Origin of the sequence: Paenibacillus sp. cl123 (genome assembly GCF_900101595.1) — a bacterium.
GTDB lineage: Bacteria > Bacillota > Bacilli > Paenibacillales > NBRC-103111 > Paenibacillus_G.
This window is the reverse complement of record NZ_FMYY01000002.1, coordinates 1-19,011: the sequence shown is the minus strand read 5'-3', so window position 1 is coordinate 19,011 and position 19,011 is coordinate 1. Positions and strand designations below refer to the sequence as shown.

General features: G+C 57.6%; 18 protein-coding genes and 1 pseudogene. 4 read left to right on the top strand and 15 right to left on the bottom strand.

Translation table 11 applies throughout. From position 1 onward, the window contains the following. Positions 1 to 11: 11 nt before the first annotated feature. Positions 12 to 1,193 carry an endonuclease Q family protein gene (locus BLR08_RS04180; protein WP_072327740.1) on the bottom strand — a complete coding sequence of 394 codons (1,182 nt, stop codon included), beginning with the start codon at positions 1,191 to 1,193 and terminating at the stop codon, positions 12 to 14. Between the two features lies 1 nt (position 1,194). After that, on the bottom strand, positions 1,195 to 1,761 hold the full coding sequence (locus tag BLR08_RS04175) for an NUDIX domain-containing protein (RefSeq protein WP_072327741.1): 567 nt from the start codon (positions 1,759 to 1,761) through the stop codon (positions 1,195 to 1,197). Between the two features lie 149 nt (positions 1,762 to 1,910). Here BLR08_RS04175 and mciZ point away from each other — a divergent pair, with 149 nt between their 5' ends. Continuing rightward, entirely contained in the window at positions 1,911 to 2,132 is a 222-nt protein-coding gene (gene mciZ / locus BLR08_RS04170) for a Z-ring formation inhibitor MciZ (RefSeq protein ID WP_176835410.1), read from the top strand. Here mciZ and BLR08_RS04165 read toward each other — a convergent pair. Together BLR08_RS04165 and BLR08_RS04160 are read right to left on the bottom strand one after the other, a co-directional pair. Beyond that, a complete protein-coding gene (locus BLR08_RS04165) occupies positions 2,096 to 3,481 on the bottom strand; it encodes a DUF3866 family protein (protein WP_072327743.1) in 1,386 nt (461 codons plus the stop codon). The genes mciZ and BLR08_RS04165 overlap by 37 nt on opposite strands. A 106-nt stretch (positions 3,482 to 3,587) precedes the next feature. Continuing rightward, a complete protein-coding gene (locus tag BLR08_RS04160; protein WP_072327744.1) occupies positions 3,588 to 4,730 on the bottom strand; it encodes a M20/M25/M40 family metallo-hydrolase in 1,143 nt (380 codons plus the stop codon). Between the two features lie 104 nt (positions 4,731 to 4,834). Between BLR08_RS04160 and prli42 the strand changes: the two genes are divergently transcribed. After that, entirely contained in the window at positions 4,835 to 4,930 is a 96-nt protein-coding gene (gene prli42, locus BLR08_RS30980; RefSeq protein WP_176835409.1) for a stressosome-associated protein Prli42, read from the top strand. A gap of 181 nt (positions 4,931 to 5,111) precedes the next feature. Here prli42 and BLR08_RS04155 read toward each other — a convergent pair whose 3' ends face one another. From BLR08_RS04155 to lpdA, 4 genes are all read right to left on the bottom strand, one after another. Further along, positions 5,112 to 6,497, bottom strand: a complete 1,386-nt coding sequence (locus tag BLR08_RS04155) for a dihydrolipoamide acetyltransferase family protein (protein WP_072327745.1) — start codon at positions 6,495 to 6,497, stop codon at positions 5,112 to 5,114. A 104-nt stretch (positions 6,498 to 6,601) separates the two neighbouring features. Continuing rightward, positions 6,602 to 7,585, bottom strand: a complete 984-nt coding sequence (locus BLR08_RS04150; protein WP_072327746.1) for an alpha-ketoacid dehydrogenase subunit beta — start codon at positions 7,583 to 7,585, stop codon at positions 6,602 to 6,604. Further along, complete coding sequence (locus BLR08_RS04145) at positions 7,585 to 8,598, bottom strand: thiamine pyrophosphate-dependent dehydrogenase E1 component subunit alpha (protein WP_072327747.1); 1,014 nt, start codon at positions 8,596 to 8,598, stop codon at positions 7,585 to 7,587. Before BLR08_RS04145 ends, BLR08_RS04150 begins: the two co-directional genes overlap by 1 nt. A gap of 155 nt (positions 8,599 to 8,753) precedes the next feature. Further along, positions 8,754 to 10,175 (bottom strand): dihydrolipoyl dehydrogenase, encoded by a 1,422-nt coding sequence (gene lpdA / locus BLR08_RS04140; RefSeq protein WP_072327748.1) that lies wholly within the window; start codon positions 10,173 to 10,175, stop codon positions 8,754 to 8,756. A gap of 163 nt (positions 10,176 to 10,338) precedes the next feature. On the opposite strand from lpdA, the gene BLR08_RS04135 reads away from it, so the two are divergent. Next, a complete protein-coding gene (locus BLR08_RS04135; RefSeq protein ID WP_072327749.1) occupies positions 10,339 to 10,608 on the top strand; it encodes a DUF2627 domain-containing protein in 270 nt (89 codons plus the stop codon). Positions 10,609 to 10,731: 123 nt separating this feature from the next. Here the strand turns inward: BLR08_RS04135 and BLR08_RS04130 are convergent, their stop codons facing one another. From BLR08_RS04130 to steA, 3 genes are read right to left on the bottom strand one after another with little or no spacing between them, the layout of a single operon-like run. Then, positions 10,732 to 11,634, bottom strand: a complete 903-nt coding sequence (locus BLR08_RS04130) for a hypothetical protein (protein ID WP_072327750.1) — start codon at positions 11,632 to 11,634, stop codon at positions 10,732 to 10,734. Further along, positions 11,628 to 12,353, bottom strand: coding sequence for a glycosyltransferase family 2 protein (locus BLR08_RS04125; protein ID WP_072327751.1), 726 nt, complete (start codon positions 12,351 to 12,353; stop codon positions 11,628 to 11,630). Before BLR08_RS04125 ends, BLR08_RS04130 begins: the two co-directional genes overlap by 7 nt. Beyond that, complete coding sequence (gene steA, locus BLR08_RS04120; RefSeq protein ID WP_072327752.1) at positions 12,350 to 13,471, bottom strand: putative cytokinetic ring protein SteA; 1,122 nt, start codon at positions 13,469 to 13,471, stop codon at positions 12,350 to 12,352. The genes BLR08_RS04125 and steA overlap by 4 nt, the downstream gene beginning before the upstream one ends. A gap of 373 nt (positions 13,472 to 13,844) precedes the next feature. On the opposite strand from steA, the gene BLR08_RS04115 reads away from it, so the two are divergent. Continuing rightward, positions 13,845 to 14,171 (top strand): hypothetical protein, encoded by a 327-nt coding sequence (locus BLR08_RS04115; protein ID WP_072327753.1) that lies wholly within the window; start codon positions 13,845 to 13,847, stop codon positions 14,169 to 14,171. Positions 14,172 to 14,293: 122 nt separating this feature from the next. Here BLR08_RS04115 and BLR08_RS04110 read toward each other — a convergent pair whose 3' ends face one another. The 4 genes and pseudogenes from BLR08_RS04110 to BLR08_RS31410 form a co-directional block, all read right to left on the bottom strand. Then, the gene (locus tag BLR08_RS04110) at positions 14,294 to 15,301 is read right to left on the bottom strand and encodes a DUF3231 family protein (RefSeq protein ID WP_072327754.1); all 1,008 of its coding nucleotides are present in this window, start codon (positions 15,299 to 15,301) and stop codon (positions 14,294 to 14,296) included. Positions 15,302 to 15,516: 215 nt separating this feature from the next. Further along, on the bottom strand, positions 15,517 to 17,673 hold the full coding sequence (locus BLR08_RS04105) for a right-handed parallel beta-helix repeat-containing protein (RefSeq protein ID WP_072327755.1): 2,157 nt from the start codon (positions 17,671 to 17,673) through the stop codon (positions 15,517 to 15,519). Positions 17,674 to 17,676: 3 nt separating this feature from the next. Next, positions 17,677 to 18,552: a metallophosphoesterase family protein gene (locus BLR08_RS04100; RefSeq protein WP_072327756.1), complete on the bottom strand. Its 876-nt coding sequence runs from the start codon at positions 18,550 to 18,552 to the stop codon at positions 17,677 to 17,679. Between the two features lie 244 nt (positions 18,553 to 18,796). Next, a pseudogene (locus BLR08_RS31410) lies at positions 18,797 to 19,011 on the bottom strand (IS110 family transposase); the annotation flags it as partial.

Genomic DNA, 19,011 nt, shown 5'->3' with positions numbered 1-19,011 from the left:
GGAGCCCTCTCTTAGCGCCCCACCTTGCCGTATTTGCCCCCGCCGCCGGTCTGCAGCTCGAGGGTGCCCTGCCGGGCCGCCAGCAAGTAGCCGGCTATCCGCTCGCCGGCCGCTTCGGCCAGTTCCTCATAAGAGGTGCGGTGGAGCAGGTCCATCTCCGTGCCGAAGCGTTCCAGCAATGCAGCCAGCAGCTTGGGGCCCAGTCCGGGGATAAACTCCAGCGGCACCTGGTACACATACGGCGGTCTGCTCTCCGGCACAAAGGGCCGCTCGCGGTCCGAGATGGACAGGATGCGGTCCATCACGCCGCGGACGATTTTGGTGCTGCCGCAGTACAGGCAGCGCTCGACAACCGTTGCCCCCTGCTCGTCGAGAATCGACTCGCAGGCCGCGCAGTACGTCCGGTGGTATTTCCCGAGGCGCGGATTCAGTCCGTAGTTGGCAAGCACCTTCCGCCCGTCCTCTCCGTTAAGGGCCCGCCTCAGTTCCGCGAACGTCGGCTCGGCCAGCCGCAGCTTGTTGTATTCTCTGCCGATCTTCGGCAGCGAATGAGCGTCCGAGTTGGTGAGGAAGGTGTACCGGTCCAGCTCCGATATCCACCCCGCCATCTCCGAATCCGCGCTGAGCCCAAGCTCCACGGCGGCGATTCCGTCCAGGTCGAGCAGCTCGGACATCCGCTCGCAGCTGCTGCCGTACACGCTTTTATGCGGAGTGAAGATATGCGCCGGTACCAGTATCCCTCCGCGGCCGATCACTTCCTGCTGCAGTTCCCTGGCCGGTACATACAAGCGCTGCGAGCTGAGCTGAACGTTTTTCATATGCCGGCGGAGCCAGTCCGTGAAGGAGCGCATATCTTCAATGCCCGGCAAATACGCGATCAGATGCGCCGGCCGCATGCCCGGGTCGCGCACCTCCAGCTCGCAGCCGAGCAGCACGGTCGATTGATGGTACCGGATGCCGCCGCCGGCCAGCTCCTCCATTCCCCCCGTATCCAGATAACGGAGCATGTCCCGCTGAACACCCGGGGAATGGCAGTCGATGATGCCGACGATGTCCATCCCTTTGCGCTGCGAGGCCTCCTTGGCGATGCCGAAGAAGGTCAAATTGTTCGCCGCGCTGATTTTGACCGCCTCTCCCGCCTCCGTCCGCCCGATATGGATATGCAGATCCGCATAATAGGAGTTCAGCGCCATCTTATTCGAAGGACCCCGTCAGGATGTACAGCTGCCAGGCGTATACGGCCAGGATCGTCTTGGCGTCGCTGATCCTCCGCTCGCGGATGAGTTCCTTCGCTTCTTCCAGCGTAACTCCCCATGCCTCCAGAAATTCGTCGTCATCCGGCCTCGACACACCGGAAGCCAGCTGCTCGGCGACATACAGATGAAGCAGCTCATCGGCAAATCCCGGCGACGTGTAGAAGGAAGCGACGTGACGCAGCGAGCCGGCCGTATAACCGGTTTCTTCCTCCAGCTCGCGCCGGGCCGCTTCCAGCGGGTCCTCCCCGGCGTCCAGCTTGCCCGCGGGAATTTCAACCTGGCTTTTCTCCAGCGGCTTGCGGTACTGCTCCACGACGATCATCCGGCCGTCCCCGGTCAAGGCCAGCACCGCTACCGCTCCCGGATGCTTGACGATTTCCCGGGTCGCCTCCCCTCCATCAGGCAGACGCACCGTATCTACTTGCAGTGAAATGATCTTCCCTTCAAAAATCGGCTTCGTAGATAACGTAACTTCTTCAAATTTTTTTTGAGAATGGGTTGACAAGTCGGATTCCTCTCTTCTCTCCAAGGGTAATAGGCTATATAAGCTTCAATGTACCCCAAGAACGCCCCTCAGGTCAAAACACACAGTCATAAACGCCGGGATCCTTGCATAGCTTGAACTATAAAACTATGAAAGCCGGGTGAATGAATATGAAAATTTACGCAAAAGATAGTCAAATGTGTTTGGTAGGCAAAGGGTGGGAAATTCGTCATTACTTGCAGAAGGTAGCGGGACAAGCCGATTCGCATACGAGATTAAACGATTATCTGATCGATCATGTCATCAAGCCGAGCCGGGCTCGCAGTCAAAAGTCCGTGAAAAGATGGGCCAAGCTTTATTCGTCCCTTGGGCTGGCGCGCAGGGCGAGGTAACGCTCATAGGCATGGCCGGCCGCCGTACAGACGGCCTGGAAGAAAGCCGGCTCCTCCGCTAGACCGCGGCCCATCGTCGTAACAGGCGGGCCGTAAGCGGCCAGCGCGAGCCCGATGTCTTCCGCCGGCGGCGGGCTGAGCCACAGCACTTCATGCCGGGCCGCCAGCGCGGCCTCCGCCTCCTGCCCGCGCAGCATGCTCCGCTTCGCCTGATCTGCAAGCAGCGGCAGCGGCACGACAGCTCGGGCCTGGGCGGCCGGTCCGAGCGCGATCCGCGTATGGGCGCTGAGGCCGCGGTGGCGCTCCCGCTTGTCGGCGAAGCCGATCCGCGGTATGAGGACCGGCTGGCCGCCGAGCGCGCGCACAGCATTGACCAGCTCGGCGGTCTCCATGCCGCTGAAGCCGTAGGCCGTGCCGGTGCCGGCGATGCCCGGCCCCATCACGGCGATGATCAGCCCGGCGCGCAGCACATGCCGGGCCGCCAGCAATGCGGTGAACTTGTTCACCGCTTCCAGATCGCCGCCGTACGCATGGCCGTACGTCACGGTGCCCTCAAGCCAGCCGAGCCCGCGAAGGCGGGCGGCGTGACGGCTGATGCCAAGCGGCAGGGCGCCGCCATCGCTCATGACATAGGCCAGGCGCAGCCCGGTTGACCCGGGACCGCGTCCGGCCTCTTTATGCCTCAGCCAAGCTGCCGCCACCGGCAGCATGCTGTGCAGCTCGCCGATCAGCACCGGCACGCCGTCAAGCGAATCGGCTGCGCGAAGCATGTCATGATGCGGGCTGCCGGGTTCCTCGACCGCCAGCACCGCGCGCTGAGCCGACGTGTAACGCAGCTTCATGATGTGGCCCTCCGCCTGGAGCCCCGCCTGTTCTACTTTATGCAGCCGGATGTCAGGCGAGGCAGACTCGCTTGGCTCGCCCGGCGAAGCCATGGCGGCGGCGTTCTCCGGCGTGCCAGTGGTCGGCGGAGCGCCCGGCAGACAGTCTCCGCAGCCGAATTTTCTGGCGGCGGACGGGCATACTGCTGCCGGCTGCAGCGCCGCCGGCAGCTCCTTCGGTAGGACGGCCTGCACGAAATGATAGCCGCCCGTCCCCAGACCAAGCCGGACAGCCGTCGTGTTGACGAGCACACGGTCTCCGGCTGCAAGCGGCGGGAAGCAGGTCAGATCATGCAGCGCCAGCTCCGAAGTCGGGGCCGATCCGGGCAGCAGGACCCGCACCTGCTGCATGCCGCCATGCTGCCCGGGCAGCTTCTCAAGATTCTCATGCTTCTTCTCAAGCTCTTCAAGCTTCTCAAGCTCCCCAAGCACTTCAAGCACATGCCCCCATTCCCAATCAATCCGCATTAGCTCCCCCTTCTCCGGGCGGACGCATGACCATGACCCTGTGTCCGGACAGACAAAAAATCGCCCCATACCTAAGTATGCGGCGATTTGTCCAGGCAGAACTTGCTTATTGGGCAGCGGCGACCTGCTTGACTATCGAAACGACGGCCTCCGTTGTTTTCACCAGATCGGAGATGGCTATGCGCTCCTTGGTCGTATGAATATCCAGGTAACCGACGGCCAGATTTACAGTCGGAACGCCAAAGCCGTTAAACACATTGGCGTCGCTGCCGCCTCCCGAATGAAAGGTGCGCGGCTTGCAGCCGATGTTCGACAGCGCGGTCATAGCCAGCTTGACGACCGGCGCCGACTCATCGTACATGTAGGCGGGGTAGATTACCTCGCTTTGAAATTCCAGCTTCGCTCCCATCTCATCGGCGACGGCCTGGCAAGCCTGGCGCATGCTCTCGACCTGCTCGTCCATCCGCTTCTGGGTGAGACTGCGCGCTTCCGCTTCCAGCCTGACAACCTCGACGACGATGTTGGTCGCTCCCTCCACTCCGCCTTCGAACCGGCCGATGTTGGCGGTCGTTTCCTTGTCGACCCTGCCCAGCGGCATCCGCGCGATGGCTTTGCTAGCCACGGTAATGGCGCTTACCCCATCCTCCGGATTTACCCCGGCATGAGCGGAACGTCCGCGGAACGTAATATGGATCTTGGCTTGCGTAGGCGCAGCCACCGCGATATCCCCGATCGTCCCGTTCGAATCGAGGGCATACCCGAAGTCGGCGTTCAGCTTGGACGGGTCCATCGCCCGCGAGCCCTTCAAGCCGGCCTCCTCGCCGGCGGTGATGACGAATTGAATCTGCCCGTGCTCGGCATTCGTTTCCTTCAACACCCGGATCGCTTCGAGCATGGCGGCCAATCCCGCTTTGTCGTCGCTGCCGAGTATCGTGGTGCCGTCGCTGCGGATATAACCGTCGTCGCCAACCTGCGGCTTGATCCCTTTCCCCGGCGTCACAGTGTCCATATGCGAAGTGAAGAACAGCTTCGGCAGCTGCTTGGCCGCTTCCGACGAAGCTGCCAGCGTAAAGAACAGGTTGTTGGAGCCGTGCCCGGTTTGGGCGGCCGACTCATCCTCCTCTACCGTCAAGCCGTAAGAAGTAAACTTCTGCTTCAACACCCGGCTGATTTCCTGTTCATGTTTCGTTTCGCTGTCAATCTGAACAAGCTCCAAAAATTCCGCAACCAATCGGCTTTGCTGGATCATGACTTCCCTCCTATGTACGAAATGAGTTAATATAGATGTTGAGGATGGCGTTCAGCTTCCCGCACCCACTTATTCTACTATTCCCAGAAAAGGAGCCGTTCCTTATGCAGAATAAAGTTATATTCAAGGTTATCGTCTATGTAACGCTCATTGCGATGGTTTTGTCCACCGTACTCCTGACCGTCAGCAGCTTTCTGTAAGCTCAGCCCCCGGACAAGCTCTTGCCTGCTCATCCTGGCGTCGGCCGCCCCTCAAGCGTTCTGCTCGCCCTTGCTTGCGGGAGCAGGCTTTATGCCGAGGCGGAGAACCGTTCCAGGGGGCCGATGAGCCGTCTTTCGTCCCCCGCGTCCTGCCGCTTCGGCTTACCGGCTGCAATCACAATCAATACAGCTTGGTCTCCTGATTGTAGCTCTCCAGATTTTCCTTCACCCGCTGCAGGAACCGGCCGCATACGATACCGTCCAATATCCGGTGATCGAGCGACAGACACAGGTTGACCATGGAGCGAACCGCGATCATATCCTGAATAACGACCGGCCGCTTCACGATAGATTCGAAGGACAAAATGGCCGCCTGCGGATAATTGATGACCGGATACGAGAGGATCGAACCGAACGAGCCGGTATTATTCACCGTGAAGGTGCCCCCCTGCATCTCGTCAAGCGTCAGTTTCCCCGTCCGCGCCCGGCGCGTCAAACCGTCGATTTCCCTGGCCAGACCCGCGATATTGAGCTGATCCGCTTTCTTGATGACCGGCGTCACGAGGAAATCCTCCGTGCCTACCGCCAGCGAAATGTTGATATCCCGCTTCACGATAATTTTATCGGTCGCCCAAACGGAGTTCATGATCGGGTAATCCTTGATCGCGTTCACGACAGCCTTCAGCAGAAATGCCAGGTAAGTCAAGTTAATGCCTTCCTCGCGCATGAATTCGCCCTTCAGCTTATTGCGCAGCGTCACCAGATTCGTCACATCCACCTCGATCATCGTCCAGGCATGCGGAATTTCCGACTTGCTTTGCTTCATCTTGCTGGCGATCGCATTGCGGATCGGCGTGACATCGACCAGATATTCGCCCCGGCCCGCCAGCTGCTGACCTTCGACTTCAATATTCGGCAGAGGCGGGTTTTCGGACAAATGCAGGCCGCTGGAGCGGACCGGCATCTTGGGCGGATTCGCGATAAACACACCCTCCTCCGCAGCCGCCTGCGCCGCTTCTCGGTTGGCCTCAGCGACGGACTGACCCGGCTGCCGGGACGGCGTCCGGCCCCCTGTGCCTCCGGCTGCGACGGCAGCTTCCACGTCCTTGCGCGTCACTCTCCCTCCCGCTCCGGTACCTGCAACCTGGGAAAGCTCGATGCGATGCTCGGCTGCGAGCTTGAGCACCGCAGGCGAATACCGGCCGCTCATCGGCCCGCCGCCCGCTACTTGCACCGCCGCTGCCGGCCGGTTCGCGCTGTCGGCCGCCGCCTGCTGAGGGGCGGCTCCTGTTGGCTCGGCCGCTCCCGCCGCCCCCGGCTCTTCGATAAGGCAGATCGCCTGACCGACTGCCGCCGTTTCGCCGTCGGCCGCGAGCAGACGGATCAGCTTTCCTTCGATCGGCGACGGCATCTCCACGGTAATTTTCTCAGTAATAAGCTCGCATAATACATCGTATTGCTCGATATAGTCTCCCGGCTTTTTCAGCCACTTGCCTATGGTGGCCGATACCAGGCTTTCGGCCAGATGCGGAACCGTAACCTCGGTCCCCTTCATACTGTCGCCCATTTGGCTATTCCTCCCCACAATGCACCGGCGGCTCCTGCTTGTCGCCGAACCATGCCAGGCCGCCCCCGCAGCGGCCGCCTCACCGCGTGCCTGTAATCTCCCTACTAAAATTCAGCGAGCTTGCGCATCGCTTCCTTGATTTTGTCCGTGTTAAGCAGGTAAAACTTCTCCATGACCGGGTTCATCCCGACGGCCGGCGTATCCGGCCCGCATAGGCGCATGATCGGCGCATCCAGGTCGAATAACATCTCCTCGGCGATGAGCGCGGATATCTCGCCGCCGACGCCGCCTGTCTTGTTCGCCTCGTGAACGATCAGCACCTTGCCCGTCTTGGCTGCCGCCTCAAGTACCGCATCCTTATCCAGCGGCTGCAGCGTCCGCAGGTCCAGGACGTGAGCGCTGATGCCCTCTTCGGCAAGCTCCTCGGCCGCCTTCAGCGCATACTGCACGGTTATGCCGTACGAGATGACGGTAATATCCGTCCCCTCGCGTTTTACTTTAGCTTTGCCGATCGGCACGATATAGTCCTCGTCCGGCACTTCGCCGGTCACGCTCAGATAACATTTCTTATGCTCGAAGTACAGGACAGGGTCCTCATCGCGGATGGCGGCCTTCAGCAGCCCTTTGGCATCGTAGGGGTCCGAGGGAGCTACGATCTTAAGCCCAGGAATTCCGAAAAATACGCCCTCCGGACATTGCGAGTGATACAGCGCTCCGCCGCCGGTTGCCCCGTATGGCGCGCGGATGACGACCGGACAATTCCAGTCGTTGTTGGAACGGTACCGGATAAGCGAAGCTTCGCTAATAATCTGGTTCGTCGCCGGGAACATAAAGTCCGCATACTGCATCTCGGCCACCGGTCTCAGCCCGTACATGGCGGCGCCGATCGCCACGCCTGCTATCGCCGATTCGGCGAGAGGGGTATCCATGACCCGCTCCTCTCCGAAGAGCTCGTACAGTCCTTTTGTCGTATTCAAAACGCCGCCCTTCTTGCCGACGTCCTCTCCAAGAACAAATACATGCTCATCGCGTTCCATCTCTTCTTTCATAGCCGTACGGATCGCTTCGAGGTAAGTGATAGCCGCCATTACTGTAACCCTCCCCCATCACCGTATACATGGAGCAGCGTATCCTCGGATGCCGGATGCGGCGCCTGCTCCGCGTAATCCGTCGCTTCGGTCAGCTCCTGCTTGATTTGCGCGGCAAGCTCCGCTTCCCGGTCCTCCGACCAGATGCCGCAGCTTATCATATAATTCCGCAAGCGCGGTATGCCGTCCCGCTCCCGGTTCGTTTCCACTTCCTCGCGCGTCCGGTACAGGAGGTCGTTGTCCGAGGTGGAATGCGGCGAAATCCGGTACATAACCGCTTCGATCAGGGTCGGTCCTTCGCCGCGCAGCGCACGCTCGCGCGCCTCCTTCACGACGCGGTATACTTCCAGCGCATCCCGGCCGTCCACCTTGACCCCGGGAAAGCCGTAGCCTAACGCCCGCTCGGCAATGCTGCCGGCCGTCTGCTTGTGGAGAGGAACCGAGATCGCGTACTGATTGTTTTCGCACATGAAGATGACGGGGAGCTTGTGAACCCCTGCGAAGTTGCAGCCCTCATGGAAGTCCCCCTGGTTGCTCGACCCGTCGCCGAAGGTGACGAAGGAAACGAACTCCTTTCGCTGCAGCTTGGCTCCCAGCGCAAAGCCGACGGCGTGAGGAACTTGAGTCGTCACAGGGGAGGAGCCGGTGACGATGTTCAATTTCTTGGAGCCGAAGTGACCGGGGAGCTGCCGGCCGCCGCTGTTCGGGTCCTCGGCCTTAAGAAACACCGACAGCAGAAGCTCGCGCAGCGTCATGCCGACAGTAAGTACAAAGCCATAATCACGGTAGTAGGGAAGAAAATAGTCCGTTCCTTTCTTAAGCGCATAAGCAGCAGCAACCTGGGCCGTCTCCTGCCCGATGCCCGATACGTGGAACGGGATCTTGCCCGAGCGCTGGAGCAGGAAGCAGCGCTCGTCGAACATGCGCGCCTTCAGCATGTATGTGTACATCTCGATGACTTGTTCATCCGTCAGTCCGAGCTGGTGATGCATCTGTTTTTGTCCGATGGACATGGGGCAACCGCCTCCTTGACTATTTCGATGGCTCGCCCGCAGAGCGAGTTCGGAAAGCGCAAAGTATAGCAGCTATTCTTATTACCTGGTGCTAATACTTGACGCTATATGTATATTATAATCGGATTCGGTTATGAACACAATTTTTGCTTCAGCTAGAAGCTGATCGCTTTCCCATCCACCGCCAGCATCGCTTCGCCGAGAATTTCGGACAATGTCGGATGCGGATGAATCGTCTGCCCGACCTCCCATGGCGTCGCCTGGAGCAGTTGAGCCAGCGAAGCCTCGGCTATGTAGTCGGTCACGTGAGCGCCGATCATATGCACGCCGACGATATCCCCGGACTCCTCATCGGCGATCACCTTGACAAAGCCGTCCGTTTCCCCCAATATTTGCGCCTTGCCCAGCCCCTGGAAGGCCAGCTTCGCCGTCTTCACCTTGCGTCCCTGGTCCTTGGCATGGCTTTCGGTCAAGCCGATGCTGGCAATCTCGGGCCTGGAGTAGACGCAGCGCGGCACCTGATGAGCCTCGACCCGATGTACCGCCTGCCCGCTGCCGTGCTCGGCCGCAGCAATGCCTTCATGAGCAGCCGCATGAGCCAGCTGCAGCCCGCCGATGCAGTCGCCGACAGCGTAAATATGAGATTCGGCGGTTTGCATATTGGCGTTCACCTTGATGAAGCCGTTCTCCACCTTGATATCCGTCGCATGCAGCCCGATATCCTCGATATTGGCCTGCCGGCCTACGCATACAAGCACGACTTCGGCTTCCAGCTCTTCCAGCTCCTCGCGTCTTTTTACGGCCAGCTTGACGCCGTCCGGCTGCCGAACGACCGACTCGGTCTGCACGGCTGCCCCGGTGCGTATCGTCACGCCGCGTTTCTTCAAGATGCGCTCCAGCTCGCGGGACACCTCTTCGTCCTCTCCGGGCAGCAGCCGCTGGGCAAATTCCACGATCGTCACTTGGACGCCGAAATCGCTTAGCATCGAAGCCCACTCCACGCCGATGACGCCCCCTCCGACAATCAGAGCCGACTGGGGCAGCCGCTCCATCCGCAGCGCTTCGTCGCTGTTCAGCACGCGGACCCCGTCCGTCTCAAGACCCGGCAGAGAACGCGGGCGCGAGCCCGTAGCGATGATCAGCTTGTCCGGCAGCAAATTCAAAATTTCGCCGTCTGCTTGCTCTACCGAGACCGTTCCGCTTCGCGGCGAGAAAATCGATGGCCCGATAATACGTCCTTTACCCTGGAACACCGTAATTTTATGCTTTTTCATCAAATATTGAACGCCTTGGTACAGCTGATCGACGATCGCTTGCTTGCGCTGGCTGACCTTCGCATAATCGACCCGGACCGCTTCGGCTTCTATGCCGAACCGTCCGCTCTCCTGCATGAGGGCGAACAGCTCCGCGCTGCGCAGCAGCGCTTTGCTGGGGATGCATCCCCGGTGCAGGCATGTTCCTCCCAGCTTATCCTGTTCCACGATCGCAACGGTTTTGCCGAGCTGAGACGCCCGGATAGCGGCGGTATAGCCTCCAATTCCCCCGCCCAGCACGATCGTATCAAATGATTGTGACATCGCGAACCCTCCCGATTCCATGGTTTTCTTATTGTAACTCTATTCGCCTGCGGAAATATAGTCCATTTTGTGAAATGGCATGAATTCCGGCCCAAAGTGTGATAACGTTAGGAGAGTATATGCAATCGCAAACGCTCAATCGCCGTACTTAAGGAGTTGCACCATGAAAGCCGTTATTCAACGTTTTATCGCGATGCTGCTGCTCGTCATTCCCGGCCTTATGGCGACGTACGGATTTCTTGCCATGAAGGACGCCTGGTTCGCCCAATTCGAAACCTCCGGCGGAGACGGCAGCATCCTGTGGTGGAAGCTGCTGCTCGGCATCGTCTTATTCGGCCTGGGAGTAGCCTTTATCGGAGGCTGGATTTTTTTCCGCGACCGCAAGCGTAATTACGTCGCTCCCCGCTTCCGCAAGAAACGCCAAAGAAGGTAGACTCTCTTACAAGTCTACCTTCAATCAGAGCCTGCGCACAAGCTCTCCGGCCAAGGGGAGCTATTTGTCGTTAGGCAAGCCCTCTAGAAGTCCGGTGAATGACTCGCGGCCTGCGGAGCTTCCCTATGCCCGCTCCCGCGGTCTCCCCATCTCATCGAGCCAATGCAGCAGCCGATGGCGGGCGATAAATACCGTCAATGAGCGGCGCGCCGTATACAGATGAAGCAGCAGCAGCAAGCCGCATATTACCGCCTGAGCGGCAATCGCTGCCGTCTGGGTTATCGCAACGCCTGCCGCAAAGCCGAGTAGATTGGCCCCCGTGTCTCCCAGCATCAAGCGGCGGCGCAGATCCGGAACAAGCAAAATACCCGCTCCGATCATAACCGGCCACAGGCCGGACAGCCACAAAGCGTTGGCCTGCGGTCCTGCCCCTCCAGCAGCCGCATACCAAACCGCCGTCGCCGTCATCACAAGCAGCGCAGCCTTGCCGGCCCGGCCCGGACGCAGGTCGAGCAGGTTCACGCTATTGGCCGACAGCATGATCAGCAGCGCCTGCAGCGGCACAAGCAGCAGCGAGTCCATATGCCTATCCGCTTGCGGAAGCAGCACAAGGAAAGCCCCTCCCGCAGCAGCAAGCAGTTTGCAGATTCCAGTCGTGAGAATGCTTGTCCGTCTCCACTCCCTAAGATGGCCGCCGATTCCCTTAATGTCGCGCTGTCCGATCAGATCGTCCAGCAGTCCGGCACCCGCAACCAACGAGGCGGCTGCGGCAAAATCAGCCGTCCGCGCCAGGTCGGCAGCCGGCAGCGTCATGCGCCCGGCTGCGAAACCTCCGGCCAGCAGCAGCCACAGCAGCAGCCCTCCCGCCGTCGGCACCTGCTCTCCGCGATAATTCGCCGCCGTCATCCGATGCCGCCAGGCGAAGCGCACAAACGCCGAAACGCCCCATATATGCGTCCAGGCACCGAGCAAAGCGAGCCCGGCGATGGCCGGCAGCGCCCGTTCCAGCCCTGCTCCGTTCAGCATATCGGCATTCTCCAGCACTGCCACAAAGCGCGTCCGACCGACAAAAACTGCCGGCCGCGATGCATCCAGCCGGACCAGGTTTTGCCTGTAGTTCTATGCATAAAAGGAGCCTCCGTCTCTTCGACGCGGTATCCGAGCTTAAGCAGATCGACAAACATCCCGACCTCCACGCCGAAGCCTCCGTACTGACGCTTCAATGCCTGGAGCGCTTCGGCGCGGAGCGCGCGCTGGCCGGAGAGCGGAGCGCTCGCTTCAAAGCCGGTCAGCAGCCGGACGCCCCGGACGGCTAATGCGCGGACCAGCCCGAACCCGCCCGTGCCGGGGCAAGGAGTCAGCCGGGCGACGCACATATCGGCAGCGCCTTGCAGCACGGGCTTCAGCAGCAGCGGATAATGCTTGGCCGACAGTCCGAGATCGGCGTCCAGGAAAATCAGAATATCCCCTCGGGATTCATTCCAGCCGGATTCCAGAGCAGCCCCCTTGCCCCTTCTCCGCGGATGCTTGACCACCTTGTCGGCCCATGGCAGGGCAGCTTCGGCAGTTCCGTCCCGGCTCCCGTCATCCACCACGATCAGTTCGTACTCGAGGTTGTCAGAGGGCATCTTCAAGGCAGATTCCCTGCCCTGCGCCATCTGCTTGCGCAAGGTTTTAAGCGTAAGAGGCAGCCGCTGCGCTTCATTCCATGCGGGGATGATTATCGTTACTTTGGTTGCTGTCATATGCGGTTCCTTCCTTCGCCGGCGTAGTGAGATCTTCGCGCCCCTGTCCAAGCGGCGGCGACCCGCTCCTGCCATCTGCTCCACAGGCTCTCCCGGCGTCCTGTGAGCAGACTGCTGATTCCTTTGGCATCCACCAATTTGCTCCCGATCCGCATACGCACCAGCCAGGAGCTGCCCATCCCCGGCCGTCCTTTTTCGAGAAACTCCTGCATATGCGTGTGCAGCCCAACTCCCACGATCGAAGCGCAGCCTCCATCATAAGCGAGCAGCAGCGCGGCGTCCTCGCTTGTGCCCCCGGCGCAGAGAACCTGGACATCCGCGCGAGGGATCAGCTCCTGCAGGCGCCGCAGCCCCGGCGCTCCGCCGCTTCGATAGCCATGTACGATCAACTGAGCGCCGCACCGCAGCGCCCGGTCCGAGACGCTGTCCATATCGCCGACGATCAGATCGGGAAGCCAGCCGTCGTCCAGCAGCGCATCCGCGCCGCCATCCACTCCGATTATGACGGGCTTCACCCGGCGAATATATGGCTTAAGGGCGGTCAGATCAGCTCTGTACCCCGGACCCCGGGCGACGACCAGCGTTTGTCTGCCGCCAAGCTCGCAGCGCAGCTTTAAGCTTTCGACCGAAATCGGCGTCAGCCAATATTCCTTTTCCAGCCGCGCATGCTCCAGCGTGTTGCTGATAAAGCGGTCAAGCCTGTCCGGCTCCCCCTCGCATGCCAGCGTATTGAGCGCATGCCACTTGTCCGTCGTGAACCGCAGGCAGGGCAACCAGCTGGTCCCAAGATCGATCCCGTTATCGGACAGCTCCGCATAGTCTGCCGCGGCCATCCTGTCGAAGGCTTCGGCCGCCGTCTCGACCAGCGGAATGCCCGCTTGCAGAAGCCGCAGCGGAGCAGTCGTGGCGAACGCTCCCGTCATCGTACGCCCAGCGTTGATGACGGCGGCCGCCTTCGCTTCGATCAGGCCGACGGCGGCGAGCTCATCCAGATTATCATGATGAATAACAGCGATCGCGCCGGGCTCAAGCTGGCGGATCAATCGTTTCGTGCTGCGGCCGGCCTGCGTTTTGCCTCGAATCCGGATCGGCTGTCCGCACAAGGTTCTTGTGGCCATCTCCTTGTTGCTCCCCCCGTCTTTCCTGCAATACCCGATAGTCAGAGCGCCCAAGCTTCCGCCGGGTTTCAAATCAGCCGAACATAATGGTATGTATTGCTCATAAGCATCATAAAGTCTTTCATATGTCCGGCCTCGAGCTGCCGGCCGGCTGCCCCCGATTAGCCGCTACCACTGGCCGGCCGCTATGCTTTCCTGCGTCCAACTGCCAAATTTCGAGAGCTCCGTTATCATTTGTTAAATTGCCCATGACCGGAGGCTCGTATGCAGTAAATTTTAATTAAAAAATAAGAAAGCACTTACAAAATTCTACACCTTCCGAGCAAATCCGTATGGTATAATGAGTTTTATTCCAGCGATAGGAGTAGATCCAATGCAGAAAATATGTCAAAAAATTGTTCGTGTTCAGGACGGTCTGATTACGGAAATTTATGATGGCTTGATCTACAGAGACTTCCATGACAATCAAAGCGCTATCAAGGAACTGCTGATGGACGATGTCGGTTTGGACTTCGATGGGATACTGCAGACCTATGAGAAATTGATTTATGACATAGCCTGCTCCAATGTCGAATTCAGGGCCCAGATCATGCACAGGCTCCCCGAGGGTTGGCTGGATTGGGCGCACAGCTTCTATCAGGATGAAGCAGCCGGAGAAGCCGAAGCGACGGCAGTCGGAATCAAGCATACGATCTTATAAAGAAGCCGCCTCGAGAGAAGCGGCTTTTTCGCTGCCCAAGACAGGGCTTTCCGGCTTGTTGAAGAAGGCCCCGCTCTCCTCCTGCTATCCAGCGTGATGAGACTTCCAGGCAGTACCGGCGATTATAACATCGCAAGCTCTTTGCGATTAGGGGCATGAGGCGGTTCTTCCAGCCATCCTCTGTCAATCAAGATGTCAGCGCCGTCTTTGCCGTACTGCAAGATTTCAGGAATTAGTTTTGAATATTCCCCCGCCAGATCCGTTCTTGATGAAGTCGACAACGCATGACCGATAAAAGTAATTCCTTGTGTATTCAGCATCGTCACGAGATTCATGATCAGCTTATCTGAAAATGGGGACGTCGTTGAAGTGGACACTTCGGAATTCACCATTATGGATCCCATCAGATCTTCTTTAATCAAAGTATGATTCAGAAAGTGAATCTGTCTTTGGGCCAGTTCTTTTCCCTTTATCAAATATTGTTGAATAACCTTATCCTTCGTAACTTGGATGAAGGCAGTGAGCAAAACTAGACCAAAGTAATTCCTTTCGATGTTAAAGAACATTTCGGACAACTCCAGGACATTTAAAGGACGCTTCTTTTCCAGCCATTTGGATATGAAAGCTTCTTTCTTTTGAACAAATTCAATATGGTCCGGATAAGGAATCATCGGCGGCCGATCATATATGCCTTTGGCGAGCAACAGATTGACAGACTCATTATAAAGCTCTATTGTCGATTGGAGACATTGGGAAAAAAATGCCCGGATATCCTGCCGGGCTACATTCGACACAAATATACCGTAAGCCACCAAACCAAGACGACTCATGCCATACACATAGCTCAATGGAAAAAGATCAAAAAACAAAGGAGGGCTGTTCAGATTGACATCATCATCCGAAAAACCTTTAGGGATGGGGAATTTTTCATGTTCGAATATTTTTTTTATTTCCACGGTGTGCTTCTGGGACAATTCCAGCGACTTTTTCACTAGCGATCGAACATTATCATCCGTGGCATGTTGCCAAAAATGCTTAGAAATACAAATTGAAATGCTATCATTGATATAGGTCGTCCATAATCCGGCAATTTCTGTCGATGAAAGACCTACCGTATGTTTCACATTCATGCTGAGGACTCCTTAAGAGTGGTTTTATAGGAGTATGTGCAACTCCCCTCAACTTATACAAGGTTAACCGCAACAATACCGCGTTTATCGGATATTTAATACTCCGGTAAACGCGGTATTGGTTGTCGCTCCGTTCATCTTTAAGCTTGGTCCGCAGCCTTGTTCGCTATCATCGCGATGTTTTCGTTATTCGAGCTGGCCGCCGGCCCGCACACTCAGTCCTGGAGCGGCTGCACGAGACTGCTGTCGTTGCGCAGCCCTCCGGAGTTATAGCCGTATTTCGCCGCGCCGGTTGTCGTGTCAAACCAGATGCCATAACGATAGGTGCCTCGCAGCAAGTTATCGCGCACGATGCCTGACTGCGAGCTTTCCGCCACCCGGATGGCGTCATAGACGGTCGTTTCCGGCTCTGTAAATATATTGGCGATAATCAGGAAGTCGGTCACCTGGCGGATGTACAAATAGTTATATACCATATCGATCAGCTTGTTGCCGGCGACCTCCACATCGCTGCACTGAAGCAGCTGCACGGCATGATTGCTCTTGTGAATCTGATTCGACCGGATCGAGAGATGCTGCACATTTTCCATCCGAATGCCGTCCTGCGTCGTTTCAAGCAGCACATTGTCGTGGACGCTGGCATTATTACAATTCGTCATCAGCAAAGCGTGCATCGTCGCCTTCCGAATCTGGTTGCCGGTAACCTGGCAGTAGTTGTTGTCAAACAAATAAAAGGCGTGCTCCGTCGGCTGATACACCTGATTGTTGCAAAGCTCCACATGCGAGCTTCCGGAAATCTCGACGGCCGCGTGCGTCATATAATTCATCGTATTGCCCGTAATCGAAATCCGGTTAATGTTGCGCACGGTGATCGCCGAATCCACCCCTACGCTGATGATATTGCCTTCGATACGCACATCCTCGGACACGATGTCCATGGAAATGATGCCGATGGCGAAACGGCGCAGCGTGCTGTTGTGATCCGGAAAAATGCTTTGCATGTTGATAAACTGGTTGTTGCTGATTACAAGCCGTCTCAACGGACCGGCCGCCCCGAAGGTGGCGTGATTCGGACCGCAAACCGCGTAAATGCCGCCGCCGCATTCGAAAAAATAATTTTCCGTTATGATGGTATTTAGCCATTTATAAGGATGTATAGCGAAATAGGTCATTCCCTCAAACGTATTGTTGCGGATCGAGATGTTTTGATGGAAACGCCCTTCCTTGTGCGAATGCCCGCCGACACCGCAAGGCCAAGCCCTGAATGTCACCGTTTGCGAAATCCCGGCCTTCATAAACGTATAGGAGCGCCCTTTGCCGAAGTAACAATTGCGCACGGTCACATTTTTGCAGGGGGTGTTGTCGGCCGGCAAAGCGCCGGAGATGCCGCCGGAATAAGCCAGATCGAGCTGTACCGCCTCCACGTACCAGCGGTCGGTGGCCAGCTCGCGATACCCGTAAAATTTGCAGTCCTCGATCGTGACATTTTGGGAGGAGTTGATCTCGATCGCATGTCCGTCGATCAGATCGTAAAACTCGCAATGGCGGAATGTCCAATCGGAAGCGTGAGCGAACTGCAGCACATTGCCGTCTTCGTAGCAAAGCGACGGCGGATTATAAGCGACAAACTCAAAGCGGGCATTTTCAAACAATATGTTTCCATTGCCGCTATATCCCGGACTCGCTTGCCCGTTCGGTTCGAAATTGATCAGCATCGTATTCGGATGGTTGCGCCAAAAGGTCGCCCCTTGCTCGCAGCGCACGGAAGTTTTGCCGTAAATAACCATCACGCTCGACCAGACGTAATCTCCTTTCGGAACGATGACGGTCACTTCTTGCCCGATGTCCCTGGCCAGCCGAAATACCTTTTTAAACGGCACGGTATCGTCGGATGTCTTATCCCCCTTGGCGCCCCACCACTGCGGATATACCGGAGCGCCATGGAAATTGCCGGTCACCTCGCCGTCTCCGCCGAAAATGGTCGTCACCGCGGCTTCCACATGGCTGTTCACCACAGCCACTACACTGCTGTCCGGCGTCAGCATCGCCCCGTAATCGAATACGAGCCGCAGCCGGGACGGGAACGTTACCGCACTGCCGAGGCGATATTGTCCGGGGGGGAAGTAAAACGTGGCTTCAGCCGCGCCCGCCACCGAAGCGATCAGGGCGGTCAAGGCTGCAGCATTGTCCTGGATGCCGTCGCCTGCGACGCCGTGATCGGTCACTTTGTGCCATTCCACTTGCGCCGGCGGACTTCCGGCCGCATACGCCCGACCGGTTCCAGCCAGCAAGCCGGGCGCTGCCATCAGGCCGCCCACCGCACCCAATCCGGCTATAAAGCTTCGGCGGCTCATCGCTTTTCCGTTGTTCATAAATTATCCCTCCGTAAGCGGTATTAGAAGCTCCCTGTCCTGCTTGCGCCCTTGCGCGTAAGATCGGCTCTCGTCATATTCGATAGACGTGGCGATCGCCGCGGGAAGCGGTACCCGGCGCGTAGACACTTTGATGAACATGTCGGTCACTTCAATGAGCTTGTATTCGAAAGGAGCTTCAACAAAAGCGCTGGTCGAGATGTATGCCCCGTGCGGGGAGCGCTTCATTGTATTTAAATGGTTATGCCCGGAGAGCACCAGCTTGAGTTGCGGGTAGCGCTCCATCATATCTACAAGCGGTTCGCGAAACGAGGCGGGAACCGCATGAATTTCATGCGGCAATCCGCTTTGCTCCACAGGCATGCCGTAAACGGGATTATGCACCGCGAGCAGATGCGGCTTGTCCGGATGCTTCCGCAAGTTTCGCTCCAGCGTCTCCACCTGCTCCTCGCTCAGATGCGGGTCCAAAGCTCCCTTCCATATGTAAGGCTCGCTGCGATCCCAATGATTGGCCAATACATGGACAACATAATTCTCCTCCACGAAGCAATAATCCGCGGAGGAGCCGACAAACAGATCCGGAGCTTGCTCCAGCCAAAGCGACAACGCTTCAGATCGGCTAATGTCGTGATTGCCCAAGCATAAGCGGACAGGGACCGGAAGAGAGCGGCAATCGGCGTATGCCTGCTGGATCATCTCAACGCTGCAGCCGTGAATCAAATCGCCGCCATGCAGGACAAATTCAGCCCGGTGACGCCGGATTTCGTCTCCCAGCGCCGCTAGCAGCTCACCCATCAGCTGCGGATAAGGGGGCTGCTGGCGAAACCCGGGCGGGCTTGCGCCGATATGCGTATCCGTCACATAGATAAAGCGACTCATCCGAAACCTCCTGTCTCAAGCTTGACACGCTAGAGTATTTGCGATTGCTTTACTTGCCATAGTACCGTTTACTTCCGCTTTCCATAATTTCCATATATTTATCCAGGCCCATTGCTTTTACGGTTTTCTGTGAAAATACGTTAAACAGATGAGTGTGCGATTTTCTGTTTTTAGGCAATACAATGCCCGGGATCTCCATTTCAATGAGTCCATGTTTATCCTGTCTATAAGTTGGTAACAATAATTAACTTGCTCGTTTTTTTGGTCCGCCTTCTAGGTAAGCTTCTTTGTTTTTAAGCATGTTATAGGCAATGACCAGTATGGTTCGTGCAACAGCAATGCAAGCTTTCTTCTTTCCACGCCTTGATGCGATCTTCCAAAATTTCGTGGATAAACCGTTGTTTCTCGTACGAGCGATTGCCCAGGCCGCTTCGCATAATGCTACTTTGGTATGTGAAT